The organism is Ruminococcus sp. RTP21198st1_G1_RTP21198_201120, assembly GCF_040924265.1.
GTDB classification, from domain to species: Bacteria; Bacillota; Clostridia; order Oscillospirales; family Ruminococcaceae; genus Hominimerdicola; species Hominimerdicola aceti.
In genome coordinates, this window is the sequence record NZ_JBCOMH010000005.1 from 100,149 (window position 1) to 114,488 (window position 14,340).

Consider the following 14,340-nt stretch of genomic DNA (forward strand, 5'->3'; position numbering starts at 1 on the left):
ACCTTAAATTTAGTGACTTTACTTCATTTTTTATTACAAAGCAATAAAAAACGCAGCTAAACGATTGACTATTTGTGGGAAATGTGGTATAATGTGATGTGAATATATAACTTCTGATAGTATAATATTATGGGAAGTTCCTTTGTGACAGAGGTGAAATCAACATGACATCTAATTTTGATTTTCTAGGCAGATATTGGAAAGCTCTTGCGAAAATCGGAAAAACTGCTGAGAGTTATCTATATAATGATCCTAATGCTTGTATTTATAAACTCGGAATGTTTGCTGAACGTCTTGTACAGGAGATATTTGCAAATGAAGGGCTTGATGAGCCTGATTATGATAATACCCACGCTAATAGAATAAAAATCCTGAAACGTGAAGGGCTTATAGATCGTGGCGGCAGAATTGATGATATACTTTATTCTCTCAGGATGAAGCGTAATGATGCCGTTCATAAATACGAAGATTCTGTTGATACCGCAAAATCCTTGCTTAGAATGGCATTCAGGCTTGCTGTATGGTTCATGGAGGTCTATGGTGACTACAACTTCCAAGCACCTGATTTTGTTATGCCGGAAAATAAGCCTGTCCCTGATTATGAAAGCATTATAAAGGACTTAGAGGAACAGCTCGCAAACGCTGCTAAAGCTGAACCTGTTATAACAGCTACGGAGGGTTCGTCTGCAAAGGACAGAGCCGACAAATCGGCAGAAGTTACAGAGGCAATGGAGCTTTCCGAAGCCGAAACACGCATTATTATTGACGACCAGCTTAGAAAATATGGTTGGGAAGTTGATACAAACGATCTCCGATATTCCAAAGGAACAAGACCGCAAAAAGGACGTAATATTGCTATTGCTGAATTTCCAACTGATTCTACGGTAACTAGTGGCGGCTATGCAGACTATGCTTTGTTTGTAGGACTTAAACTTGTCGCTATTATTGAAGCAAAGAAAATAAGTGTAGATATCCCATCTGTTATCGATTATCAGTGCAAGGATTACGCCCGTATGATAAAATCTGAGCATGACCAGTATGTTATCAATGATTGGAACGGCTATAAAGTCCCATTCGTTTTTGCTACTAATGGCAGAAAGTATCTCAAACAGATAGAACAAAAATCTGGAATATGGTTTCTTGATCTGCGTGACGGTGCAAATACGCCTAAAGCGCTGCAAGGTTGGTTTAGTCCTGATGGACTTATAGAAATGCTCGATAAAGATATTGCTGCAGCAAATCAGGTACTGCAGAATACCCCGTTTGATCTATTACGTGATCCTGACGGACTGAATCTGCGTGAATACCAGATAAGAGCTATTGAAGCAGCCGAAAACGCTATCGTTGAAGGAAAGAAAACAGCATTGCTTTCCATGGCTACGGGAACCGGAAAAACAAGAACTATTCTCGGAATGATATACCGTTTTATCAAAAGCAATCGTTTTAAGCGTATCCTTTTCCTTGTTGATAGAACAGCACTCGGCGAGCAGGCGGCTGATGTATTTAAAGAAGTCAAGATAGAAGACTTAATGACCCTTGATGAGATATACAACATTAAAGGGCTTGATGAAAAAGAAATAGATAAGGAAACAAAAATACATATAGCTACGGTGCAAAGCCTTGTAAAACGTATAATTTACAGTGACGATGATACAATGCCTTCCGTTTCTGATTATGATCTGATCGTTATTGATGAAGCTCATAGGGGCTATACACTCGACAAAGAACTTAGCGATGATGAAATGCTGTATCGTAATCAGGAAGATTATATCAGCAAATATCGTACTGTTATAGAGTATTTCGATGCTGTCAAGGTCGCTTTGACGGCTACCCCTGCTCTGCATACAACAGAGATATTCGGAAAGCCCGTGTTTACATACTCTTACAGAGAAGCTGTCATTGACGGTTATCTTGTCGATCACGATGCTCCGCACGATATTCACACCAAGCTCCGTGATAACGGCATTGAATACAAAAAGGGCGAAACGCTCGCTATCTACGATCCGAACACGGGCGAAGTTCTCAACAGCGATGAGCTTGAGGATGATATGAAGTTTGAAATAGATAAATTCAATAAGGACGTAATTACTGAAAAGTTCAATTTAGCCGTATTTAATGAAATCGCTATGGACTTCAATCCTGACGGTGAGGGCAAAACGCTTATCTATGCTGTTAATGATGAACATGCTGACCTTATTGTAACGATACTCAAAGATATTTATTCGAAATATGGCATTGATAATGATGTTGTAAAGAAAATCACCGGAAGTATTGAGGGTGGCAACAAAAAGAAGATACTTGAAGCAATACGGCAATTCAAGAACGAAGCCTATCCGAAAATAGCAGTTACTGTTGACTTGCTGACAACAGGTATTGATGTGCCTGAGATCGTTAATCTTGTATTTATGCGCCGTATCAAGTCCCGTATCCTGTTTGAGCAGATGCTCGGCAGAGCTACGAGATTGTGTAGCAAGATAGACAAAGACCACTTTGAGATCTATGATCCCGTAGGTGTCTATGAAACCTTAGAGCCTGTAAGCAATATGAAGCCTGTTACACCAAACCCCCAGACTACCTTTGAGGACTTGCTTAACGGTTTGAGAGTTGTTGAGAAGGACAAACAGGCATATCAGCTTAGTCTGATTATTGCCAAACTGCAAAGGAAAAGCCGAAAGATCAGTGCAAAGGCTCTGGAGCAGTTCATATACCTGACAGGCGGTAAAGACCTTAATGCTTTTTCAAAAGAGCTGAACGATGGCAAAGTTGCCGACTCCACAAAGAGAGTTTTGGAATGCTCGGAGGCATTTGCTGTGCTTGATAAAGACAGAACACATAGAAAGCGTCCCGTTGTAATAGACGATCATGATGATGAGGTCATATCACATGAAAGAGGTTACGGCAAGGCAAGCAAACCCGAAGACTATATTGAAGCATTCAGGAAGTTTGTTGTGGAGAACCTTAGTGAGATAAATGCACTCAAAATCGTATGCACTCGCCCCTCTGAGCTGACAAGGGCTACTCTCAAAGAGCTGAAAATAGAGCTTGACCGTCATGATTTCACGGAAAAGCAGCTCAACACAGCTTGGAATGAAATGACAAACGAAGATATTGTTGCGGATATTATCGCATTTGTTCGGCAGCAGGCTATCGGCTCAGCGCTGATAAGCCATGAAACAAGAGTTAAAAATGCCTTTGCGAAGCTGAGACAGAACCACAAGTTTAACAAGGTTCAGCTTGACTGGCTGAAACGTATAGAAAAGGTCATGCTTGAAGAAGCTGTACTTGATGAGCAGATGTTTGAACAGGGTGCTTTCAAGAATAACGGCGGATTCAAAGGCATTGATCGCCGATTTGAGGGACAGCTCCATGAAGTTATTATGGAACTGAACCAATACTTATATGACGATGGAGGAATCGTAGCTTGAATAATCAGGAAATTGTTGCGAAACTTTGGAATTTGTGCAACGTACTGCGTGATGATGGTATCACCTATCAGCAGTATGTTACGGAGCTTACCTATATACTATTTTTGAAGATGTGTAAGGAAACCGATACCGAAAAGGCTATCCCCGAAGAATATCGCTGGGATAAGCTGCTTTCAAAGCAAGGTATTGAGCTGAAGAAGTTCTACAAGGAGCTTTTGGAACATCTCGGAGAGAACTGTCAAGGTCGTGTGCGTGAGATTTATCAGGGCGCACAGACTAACATTGATGAGCCTAAAAACCTTGAAAAAATCATCACCACTATTGACCAGTTTGACTGGTACAGTGCAAAGGAAGAAGGCTTGGGCAACCTTTATGAAGGACTGTTGGAGAAGAATGCTACCGAAAAGAAGTCGGGAGCAGGACAGTATTTCACACCCCGTGTGCTTATCAATGTAATGACAAGGCTGATCGCTCCGCAAGCCGGTGAACGCTGTAACGATCCTGCCTGCGGTACTTTCGGATTTATGATCGCTGCCGACCACTACGTCAAGGAACATACCGATGATCTGTTTGATCTGTCGGTCGATGAGCAGGAATTCCAACGTACACAGGCATTTACAGGCTGTGAACTTGTTCACGATACCCATAGGCTTGCACTTATGAACGCAATGCTTCATGATATTGGTGGTGCGATCTACTTGGGAGATACTCTCTCAAATTACGGAAAGCAGATGAAGGGCTATGACGTTGTACTGACGAATCCACCTTTTGGTACGAAAAAAGGCGGTGAACGTGCTACCCGTGATGACCTTACTTTCCCCACAAGCAATAAACAGCTCAACTTCTTACAGCACATTTACAGAAGCCTAAATCAATCAGGTCATGCCCGTGCTGCCGTCGTTCTGCCTGATAACGTGCTTTTTGCAGACGGTGACGGTGAAAAGATACGCCGTGACCTTATGGAGAAATGCAATCTGCACACGATCCTGCGTCTGCCTACTGGCATTTTCTATGCCCAGGGCGTAAAGACCAATGTGCTTTTCTTCACGAGAGGTACTGCCGATAAGGGCAATACTAAAGAAGTATGGATATACGATCTCCGTTCCGAAATGCCGTCCTTCGGCAAGACCAATCCGCTGAAAGAAAGCCACTTCGATGAATTTGTGGAGTGTTATCACGCTGAGGATATTTCCGCAAGACAGGAAACATGGAGCGAGGAAAACCCGAACGGCAGATGGCGCAGATATTCATACGACGATATTTTAGAGCGAGATAAGACAAGCCTTGATATAAGCTGGATTAAGTCTGTGAATACAAGCGATGACTATACGCTGACGGAGCTTCTTGAAACGATAAAAACCAAATCGGAGAATATCGCAAGTGCCGTTGCACAGCTTGAAAGTCTTATCGGCGAGGTAGATGAATAATGGATACAAAAGCATTAAGACAAAAAATTCTTGACCTTGCGATCAGGGGCAAGCTCGTTCCGCAAAATCCGAACGATGAGCCTGCTTCTGTGCTGTTGGAGCGTATCAGAGCCGAAAAACAGCAGATGGTCAAGGATGGCAAGCTGAAAGCTAAGGAAATAAAGAACGATACTGTTATATTCCTCGGTGATGATAATTTGCATTATGAGAAGTTCCCTGACGGCACGGTGAAGTGCATTGAAGATGAGATACCGTTTGAGCTGCCAGAGGGGTGGGAGTGGACGAGGTTAGATATATTAACCACACTTGTTACCGATTATGTTGCTAATGGCAGTTTTGCTACCTTAAAGGCAAACGTTAGAACATACAAAGAAAAGAACTATGCTTTATTTGTACGGACAGTTGATTTTGCAAATAATTTTGAAAAAGACCTTTCTTATATTGATAAGGAAAGCTATGATTTCTTAGATAAGTCCCGATTGTATGGTGGAGAACTGATGTTAAGTAATATCGGTGCTTCCATAGGTAAAGTATTTAAAATTCCTTATTTTGATTTTCCAATGTCTCTCGCTCCAAACTCTATTATACTTAAATTCCATTATAATACTACATCAGATTTTTTTGAATATGTGTTTAGATCATTCGTTGGACAAGATTACTTACAACGGTTGACAGCTGGAACAGCTATGCCTAAATTCAATAAAACAGAATTGAAGCAAATGCTTGTCCCATTGCCGACATTAACGGAGCAAGAAAGAATTATAGCTAAGATTAAAGAGTTACTCTCTATTGTAGATTTCATTGAATCCGACAAAACTGATCTCCAAACCACCATACAGCTCACCAAATCCAAAATCCTTGATCTCGCTATCAGGGGCAAGCTCGTTCCGCAGAATCCCGATGATGAACCTGCAAGCGTACTCCTTGAACGTATCAGAGCAGAGAAAGAAGAACTTATCAAACAGGGTAAAATCAAGCGTGATAAGAAAGAATCTGTTATCTTTAGAGGTGAGGATAACTCTTATTATCTTAGGATGGGTAATCTTATTGAAACACTTGACGATTGGAGAATTAACGATATTCCATATAGTTGGGGCATATGCTGTCTTGGAGAAGTATGTGATTATGGTAACTGTACGAATGTAGATACAAAAGATATTCCCAAAACAGCGTGGATTTTGGACTTAGAAGATATTGAAAAGGATACGGGGAAAGTATCGCAAAAGTTAACACTAAAAGAAAGAAATTCAGCAAGCACAAAGCACTCATTCCACAAAGGACAGGTATTATACAGCAAACTCCGTCCTTATCTGAATAAGGTTGTTCTTGTTGATGATGACGGATACTGTACATCTGAGATATTGCCACTTGACTTCAACAAATATATTTTACCTGAATATGCAAAATACTACTTAATGTCCCCTACATTTCTGCGATATGCAAATCATTGCTCATATGGGGTGAAAATGCCGAGACTCGGTACACTTGACGGAAGGAAAGCGGTGCTGATTGTTCCACCTGTGAACGAACAAAAGAGAATAGCCGACAAGGTTAGCCAGCTATTCTCCCTGCTTGATTCCATAGCGGATAATGTGAATTGATATATCAGCCGAGGACGGCTATTCTTTTACCATGTAATGATCTTATCCACGATAGCCTGTTGTTCGCTTGCGGTCTTACGAAGATAGATACGGGTAGTCTCAATGCTCTCATGCCCCATAAGATCGGCAAGCAGAGCAATGTCATTATACTTCTCCAAAAAGTTCTTTGCGTAGCGGTGACGGAACGAGTGCGGATATACGACCTTTTTATCAAGCCCATACTTCTCAGCGTAGTTTTTGAGTTGTTGGGAGATACCTCTTGCAGTGATACGCTCGCCAAAGCGATTCAGAAACAAGTAGCCCGATGTACGCTCCTGAGTTTTGAGCCATTCAAGAGTTTCATTACGAAGCTTTTTGGGAATATACAATCTGCGAAGCTTACCGCCTTTAGAATAGAGATCAAAGTAACCCGTTTCAACGTGTTCAATCTTAATACGAATCAACTCGCTCACTCTTGCACCGGTAGCACAAAGATACCATACAACAAAATACCACTCCATGATACCGTCCTTTTTTAGTGACTTTTTCAGAAATTTATAATCCGCATTGCTGATTACATTTTCAAGAAAGTTTTTCTGCTGAACCTTGACCGCCTTAATGCGAAGCGATTCTTTGCCAAGATACACGAGATACTTATTCATAGCCTGAATACGAAGATTGACTGTTTTAGGCTTAAAATTCTCCATAAGATAACCTTTGTAGGCAAGAAGATATTCTTTTGTAATACCGTCATAATGTTCTTCAAAATACCTTACCGTCCATAGATAAACATCGATCGTGTTTTCTGAAAGATTACTGCGTTTAAGAAATGCTTCAAATTTGTTTTTGTCCTTCAATAAAGACACCTCCGTTATAATTTTGGTGCGAAATTCCCTGCACTTACTATTATAACAGATGTGTCTTTGTCTCTTATTATGAGAAGATCGGCGATACCATCACTTGCATTGACGAGGAATTGCCGTTTGAGCTGCCCGACGGGTGGGCGTGGATACGACTTCAAACGTGCTGTCAAAAGGAAATAAAGCGTGGAAAATCTCCTAAATACGCTGAAAGCAGTGATACACTTGTGTTCGCTCAGAAATGCAATACCAAGTATGATGGTATCAATATGGAGTTAGCCCTGTATCTTGATGAATCAACGCTTGTGAAGTATCCTAATGATGAATATATGCAGGATAAGGATACTGTTATAAACTCAACAGGTACAGGAACACTCGGCAGAGTCGGCATTTATAGGAAAACTGATAATAGGCGTGGTAAGTCTGTCGTGCCTGATTCTCATGTTACTGTTATAAGAGCCAATAATGAGATAAGTGCTGAATATTTATACTTTTTCTTGAAAGCATATCAGCAGGAACTTGAAAAGCTCGGTGAAGGCTCAACCAATCAAAAGGAGCTAAAGCCATTGACATTGAAGAACCTGATAGTGGCTCTACCGCCTTATGCAGAACAGGAACGTATCATTGAGATTATCACAGCAGCAGTTGAAATCATGACCAATATAGAAAAGAGCCTCAGCTGAGGCTCTTTTCTATATCTTCAAGTATTCTGATGTATTTTTGAACGATATCGGCGATCTTTTCTTGCTCTGCAAGCGGCGGAACAGGATATAGCCACTTCTCAATATTATCCTTGCTTATAGACGGAGAGTTATCGCCTTTCATAAACTGATTCAAGCCGTTTACTACATAAGCAGAAATCATTAGTATATAGAGGTATTTCGGTATAAACGTCCCATTTGATGTAGCTATATAGAAACCTGTTGAAACTATACTGTCTGCATTATTACTATCCACCAAAGCTATGTTTTTAAGATATGGTCTTACAAGAGAAAACAGAATACTGCCGTCAAATACAGCTCTGTTTGCTCTGCTGGGAGCTTTTGCTGTTTCTGTTATCTTGGCTTTTTTGATTGCCTGATGCTTATTATCAATGGAATCAATATCAATGTACTTGAAATAAGTACCTGACGGCTTTCGACTCTCCATAGGTAAGAAACAGCTTGAGCCTCTGCACCATATCCACCCGTCGGGCAGCTCAAACGGCAACTCTTCGTCAATACAAGTGACGGTATCACCGATCTTCTCATAATAAGAGTTATCCTCACCTCTAAAGATAACAGATTCCTTCTTATCACGCTTGATCTTGCCCTGTTTTATAAGCTCCTCTTTCTCGGCTCTGATACGGTCAAGAAGAACGCTTGCAGGCTCATCATCGGGATTTTGCTTAACGAGCTTACCCCTGATGGCGAGATCAAGTATTTTGGATTTGGTGAGCTGTATGGTGGTTTGGAGATCAGTTTTGTCGGATTCGATATTGTCTGCAAAAGAAAGAAGTTGCTCCAATTTAGTTGCTATTCGATACTGCTCGTTAATCGGAGCAACAGGAATCAGGGTTGTACGAATGTGTTCCAAATGAAGATTAGGAACGCCTATTCCTTTAAGAGATGAATTGAAATAGTTTTGTATGGTTGAACTTGCTATTGTTGAAAGCAAATATTCAGGGGATATTATGTATCCTATGATTCTAAGTAAAGCCAAGCTAACATAGATGTCGAATATGCAATCTCTATCAACTATTGCAGCCACACCTGTTGTTCCATTTTTAGCAAGAAGAATGTCATTCTTTTGTGGTGCTAATCTTGCGTATAGTTCATTATGGAGAGATTCAGGAATATACATTATATTATCCCAATCAATATGTCCAGAGGTGACATTTTTTGAAGATAGGAATATGAAACCTTCATCGCTGTATGTCGGAGTTTTATGAGTACCGTCGGTAATTGGTTCGCATATAGCCTGTAATCTCGTCCACTCCCACCCCTCCGGCAGCTCAAACGGTATCTCATCTTCAATGCACTTCACCGTGCCGTCAGGGAACTTCTCATAATGCAAATTATATAAATAATTTTATGGTATCTTATTCTTGATAGGGAAAATGTATGAGTTATTTGATTTGTTGCCAAGTGACAATATTGCAAGGTGAATCATCGCTCAAATTGTGCAAAGCGACAAATTTATATTTTAGGTTATAAATTACCAATAAACACATTGACAGAACAAGAAGACTATGATATACTTGTATCAAGGTTTTGAATTACCTAAAAATATTTTGGAGGGATTAATTTGAAATATACGATTGATACGATTAGAGATGTTTCAATCAAACTTGGTGAAGCCTATCGTGGAAAAATATCGAACATTGGTGGGGCTGTTGTTTCTACTGCTTACGTTTTGAGTAAAATAGAAAAAACAACAAATATATCTACAGCTACTCTTGACACGTTCATAGAAACTGCACATATTTCCCCTGACATTTCAGATATTCTTTCACGAAATTTGAACGGTTTATGGGAAATCGTTTTGAGTTACATTGACATGTTCGATTCAGACATATTAGAAGAAGTAGTTCTTTATGATAATTCGTACTTTAAAATGAGTACGCCAACTTCATTAGTGGAGCTGGCAGATGGGATACTCGAAACCAATGAACATGATAAAGTACTTGATATTTGTTCGGGAGTGGCAACTTTTCCTGTATATGCTTTGCAAAACACAAAGGTAGGTGAATATACTGGAGTAGAACTAAATTTTAACGCAAACGATATTGCCATTCTCAGAGGGTCACTTCTTGGCGATAACTATTCTTTTGTAATAAATAATGCATTGACATATGATTATCCAACAAGTTATGATAGGATTTTTTCAAACTATCCTTTTGCTCTCAAGGGCGCAGATTTAGATGATTGTCGTCGCTCATTGCAGGATCATTTCGGAATTGAGAGCACCTATATTTCAAGATGTTCATCTGACTGGTTATTTAATGCGATGATAATTCGTTCGTTAAACGCTTCGGGTAAAGCTGTTGCAATTATGACAAATGGAGCAGCATTTGCAAAGCCTGATATGTATATGCGTCAGTATTTTGCTGAGAATGGTTATATAGAAGCAGTTATAAATCTTCCACATGCACTATTTGCCGAAACTATGATACCAACAACAATGATCGTCTTTAGTAGTAACAACAAATCCATCAGACTAATAAATGCAGAAAACATCTTTTCCAAAGAAAGCAAAAGACTGAATACGCTTTCTGAAAATGATATTCAGAGTATCCTTAACTGTATCAATAATGGCGGAGTTAATACGATAGATGTTTTACCGAAGGATATGCGAGACCATGACTATAATTTAATAGCATCTCATTATCTTGACAAGCCTGTTGTAGAAGATGGTGTGTGCTTTGGAGCGGTTATAAAAAGTATTTCAAGAGGTTCGCAAGTAAAACCAGAACTGTTGGAATCATACAAGTCCATTATCCCAACAAAGTACAGGTTTATTTCTCTTGCAAATGTAGTAAATGGCTCAATAGATATTGAGGAAGGACAGCAGTATATCACAGAATTGCCGAAAAAACTCGATAAATTTGTAATACCCGGTAATTCTATTGTTCTTTCAAAGATGGCGTCTCCTACATTTCGTTCTGCTGTTGTAAATTGTGATAGTGATCATTTTGTTATTGCAACAGGAAATCTCTATATTATTGAGATCGACGAGAACAAGGCAGACCCGTATTATATCCAAGCTTTTTTTGATAGTGCAGCGGGTGAAACCGCCTTAGATTATGTTTCAGGCGGCACAGCAGTTAAAAACATTTCAATAGAAGCAGTAAAGAATATTATGATCCCGTTGCCACCACTTGAAGAGCAAAAAATAATTGCTCTGAAATATCAGGCTGCGTTAGATGAATACGATGTACTGAAACGTAAAATGAAAAAAGTATTGGAAAGAAAAAGAACAGTGATCGGTAACAAGGGGTGACCAAATATGTGTGGAATTTTACAGATTGACGAGCAGATAAAAAACAGCGACAGGGTTATTTGCCGACATATCGATAATATGGGAATGAATACAACTGGCGAGATTTCTCAGGATATTCTTTCACAACTTCGTCATTTCGTTGAACATATTATGCTGAAGATATATGCTAACGGCGGCGACATAGAGGATAATCAAGAGAATATAAAAAAGGCAGTAAAGTATGCTAAAAGTCAAGCAAGGTTAAAGCATATTTCTCGTTTTCATGGCTTTTTACAGGTGTCTTCGTCTCATCGCACTTTAGCAGAGGAAAATGCCAGTCGATTAATGCTCAAATATTATGAGTATCTATTAAGAATAAGGAATTTTCTTCATGACAATTATTCTATGAAAGTTCTTCATAACCTTGGAAAATTCCATATTGAGACAGATTATAGCTATAAAGCCTACTATGAAAAAATTGCAGAAAAGATTGATTTATGCCGTGCTCCTGTGGGTGATGATTATTGTTTTGATCGGTTTTACATTCAATCAATCAAGCCATTCTTTGTAAATAATAAGATTTACTATGAAGTAGCATTTATACCCGCAAATGATAACGCAAGCAAAACAGACCGTATAATCGCGTTTACTGATATTGAATTATCCGATTATTATGCTGTTAAGTTTGCAATAGCTGATAATTCTATTGAAATCTTTGATAAAACGATGCCTATAAGAATCATTGTCAAGTGGGAAGTAAATATTCGTCCTTGCGAATTTAATAATTTTGCTAAAATCGTATACGGAACAGCCCCTAAACTTTCAAGAGCGGAACAACATAATTTATCGCAGTACTTGACCAAAACGGGAGATAATTTATCTGAAATACTTGATATATCTGATGATGACTTTATAGATTTACGCAATCAGATTGTTCCGAATTCAAAATCTGCATTCTTCTTTGACATTCTGAAACATTGTAGATCTCTTTTGAAAAATCTTTGTCCTGGTGCAAATATTCTAAAATATTTGTTATTTCATATGAATAATAGAGTAATAAAAGCACAATACAAAAGATATTGGCATAAATGGAAGCGTGAATACACAGGTTATTATAAATTATCGGGTCTATATTTGCATTATGAGTCTATTCCTTTTGACGAAATGCCGTTTTGTTCTGCACTTAGGAAACATGTTCCAAGCATTTCAGATATTTTTAAATGCTTTGATGTATCAGGGCGTGAACATGAACTATTGGCTTGGCATATAAAAAATAATATTGAACAAAAAGGAATTCTTTTTACACCATTAGAAAAAAATGAAGATGGAGTTTCCCATAAATATAAACATTTCAAAAATGTTGAATCGTTAGTGAATATATATAATAGTAAATTGTATAGTACTGATAAACAGCAAGCACGAAAATTGATAATAAAAAATGATTATATTTTTATAGAAAGCTATAGAAATGACACCGTATCTATAATTAAAACCATAAAAGATATGACCAACTCCGGTATAAATAATCACTCGAATTCTGTAAAACATTGGATCAGTACTCAAGATAGAAGTGATGTGTCTAATGAAAAGAAAATGGCTTTAATAAATATGTTTGAACATTCAAAAGCAGCATTGATATATGGGGCTGCTGGAACTGGAAAAACGACATTAATTAATTATATATCAAGCTATTTTAAGGATTCCTCAAGGTTGTATTTAGCAAATACTAATCCCGCCGTAAATAATCTCAAAAGAAAAGTGTCGGCATCGTCGAAATGTAAATTCATGACTATTGCTAAATTTAACAATTCACATTCTAAAGATATGAAAAGAGATTATGATATTGTGATAATAGATGAGAGTAGCACTGTAAATAATTGCGATATGAAAGATTTATTGCAGCTTGCGCAATATGAATTACTGATATTGGTGGGGGATATATATCAAATTGAAGCAATTAATTTCGGCAATTGGTTTAATGCGGTAAAATATTTTATTCCTGAAACATCAGTATGCGAGCTGAAAGATCCATTTAGAACAGAAAGCGCACAATTGTTAAGCTTGTGGGATAAAGTTAGAGAAATGAAAGACGATAAATCTGACAGCGATGTTTTTGATAGACTGCAAGCAGGTGGATTTTCCGCGGATCTGGATACTTCGATCTTCATTCCGGCTGCAGATAATGAGATTATTCTTTGTTTAAATTATGGTGGCCTTTATGGTGTTAATAACATAAATCACTTCATGCAAGAAAACAATAATGGCAAGGAAATATATCGTGGTATACAAAGGTATAAAGTCGGAGATCCTATTTTATTTAACGATTCGGCTGATTCATTTTTTAACAGTGAAGAGGATGAGTCGCCTGTCATCCATAATAATATGAAAGCAAAAATCATGGACTTTAGAATTTTAAATGAGGGACAAGTAACAGAGTCAATTCAATTTGATATAGAACTTGATAAACCTCTAATAGAATTAAATATAGAAAACCGCAGCTTCGAAATTATTGGAACTAATAGTGACGGCAATTCTATTATTCGATTTGATGTGCGTAAGAATAAAAGCACAGACGAAGATGACGATATATCTTCCAAGACAATAATTCCATTCCAGGTAGCATATGCGGTTTCTATCCATAAGGCCCAAGGTTTGGAGTACGATTCTGTTAAGATAGTTATAACTGATGAGATAGATGAACTCATAACGCACAGTATATTTTATACAGCAATTACTCGTGCTAAGAAAAGGCTTAAAATATATTGGTCGAAAGCTGTTGAACAAAAAATACTTGATAGAATAAAGCCTATTGACAATTATAAGGATATAGCACTTCTAAAAAACGAAATAAAACAAAGTTAAAGTATAATAATTAACTCTCTAATATATGTATACGTGTCCTTAACATAAACTTAGTAAATATCATGCAGAAGTTTGAGAGTTCTTAACATAAGCGGGCTTTTCTATTAATAACAATGGCTAAAGAAAATCACCGATACAAGCCTTTGTGCCTGTATCGGTGATTTTTTTGCACTTCCATATCAAATTATAAGCCATCACCTCATTTTATACGGCTTTTATTAGACTT

8 protein-coding genes are annotated in these 14,340 nt (G+C 38.2%); 6 read left to right on the forward strand and 2 right to left on the reverse strand.

Going from position 1 to position 14,340, the window contains the following annotated elements; all coding sequences use genetic code 11:
* Positions 1-164 precede the first annotated feature (164 nt).
* From hsdR to AB5627_RS04675, 3 genes are read left to right on the forward strand one after another with little or no spacing between them, the layout of a single operon-like run.
* Positions 165-3,425: a type I restriction-modification system endonuclease gene (gene hsdR, locus AB5627_RS04665; RefSeq protein WP_265290702.1), complete on the forward strand. Its 3,261-nt coding sequence runs from the start codon at positions 165-167 to the stop codon at positions 3,423-3,425.
* Complete coding sequence (locus AB5627_RS04670) at positions 3,422-4,852, forward strand: type I restriction-modification system subunit M (protein ID WP_265290703.1); 1,431 nt, start codon at positions 3,422-3,424, stop codon at positions 4,850-4,852. The genes hsdR and AB5627_RS04670 overlap by 4 nt, the downstream gene beginning before the upstream one ends.
* Positions 4,852-6,453 (forward strand): restriction endonuclease subunit S, encoded by a 1,602-nt coding sequence (locus tag AB5627_RS04675; protein WP_265290704.1) that lies wholly within the window; start codon positions 4,852-4,854, stop codon positions 6,451-6,453. Before AB5627_RS04670 ends, AB5627_RS04675 begins: the two co-directional genes overlap by 1 nt.
* Positions 6,454-6,479: 26 nt before the next feature.
* On the opposite strand, the gene AB5627_RS04680 is transcribed toward AB5627_RS04675, so the two are convergent.
* The gene (locus AB5627_RS04680; RefSeq protein WP_265290705.1) at positions 6,480-7,289 is read right to left on the reverse strand and encodes a tyrosine-type recombinase/integrase; all 810 of its coding nucleotides are present in this window, start codon (positions 7,287-7,289) and stop codon (positions 6,480-6,482) included.
* 119 nt (positions 7,290-7,408) lie between these two features.
* Between AB5627_RS04680 and AB5627_RS04685 the strand changes: the two genes are divergently transcribed.
* The gene (locus AB5627_RS04685) at positions 7,409-7,975 is read left to right on the forward strand and encodes a restriction endonuclease subunit S (RefSeq protein WP_265290706.1); all 567 of its coding nucleotides are present in this window, start codon (positions 7,409-7,411) and stop codon (positions 7,973-7,975) included.
* Here the strand turns inward: AB5627_RS04685 and AB5627_RS04690 are convergent.
* Entirely contained in the window at positions 7,968-9,317 is a 1,350-nt protein-coding gene (locus tag AB5627_RS04690; protein ID WP_265290707.1) for a restriction endonuclease subunit S, read from the reverse strand. The genes AB5627_RS04685 and AB5627_RS04690 overlap by 8 nt on opposite strands.
* Before the next feature lie 261 nt (positions 9,318-9,578).
* On the opposite strand from AB5627_RS04690, the gene AB5627_RS04695 reads away from it, so the two are divergent.
* Positions 9,579-11,273, forward strand: a complete 1,695-nt coding sequence (locus AB5627_RS04695; protein ID WP_265290708.1) for an N-6 DNA methylase — start codon at positions 9,579-9,581, stop codon at positions 11,271-11,273.
* A gap of 6 nt (positions 11,274-11,279) precedes the next feature.
* Positions 11,280-14,114 (forward strand): ATP-dependent RecD-like DNA helicase, encoded by a 2,835-nt coding sequence (locus AB5627_RS04700; RefSeq protein ID WP_265290709.1) that lies wholly within the window; start codon positions 11,280-11,282, stop codon positions 14,112-14,114.
* Positions 14,115-14,340: the final 226 nt, after the last annotated feature.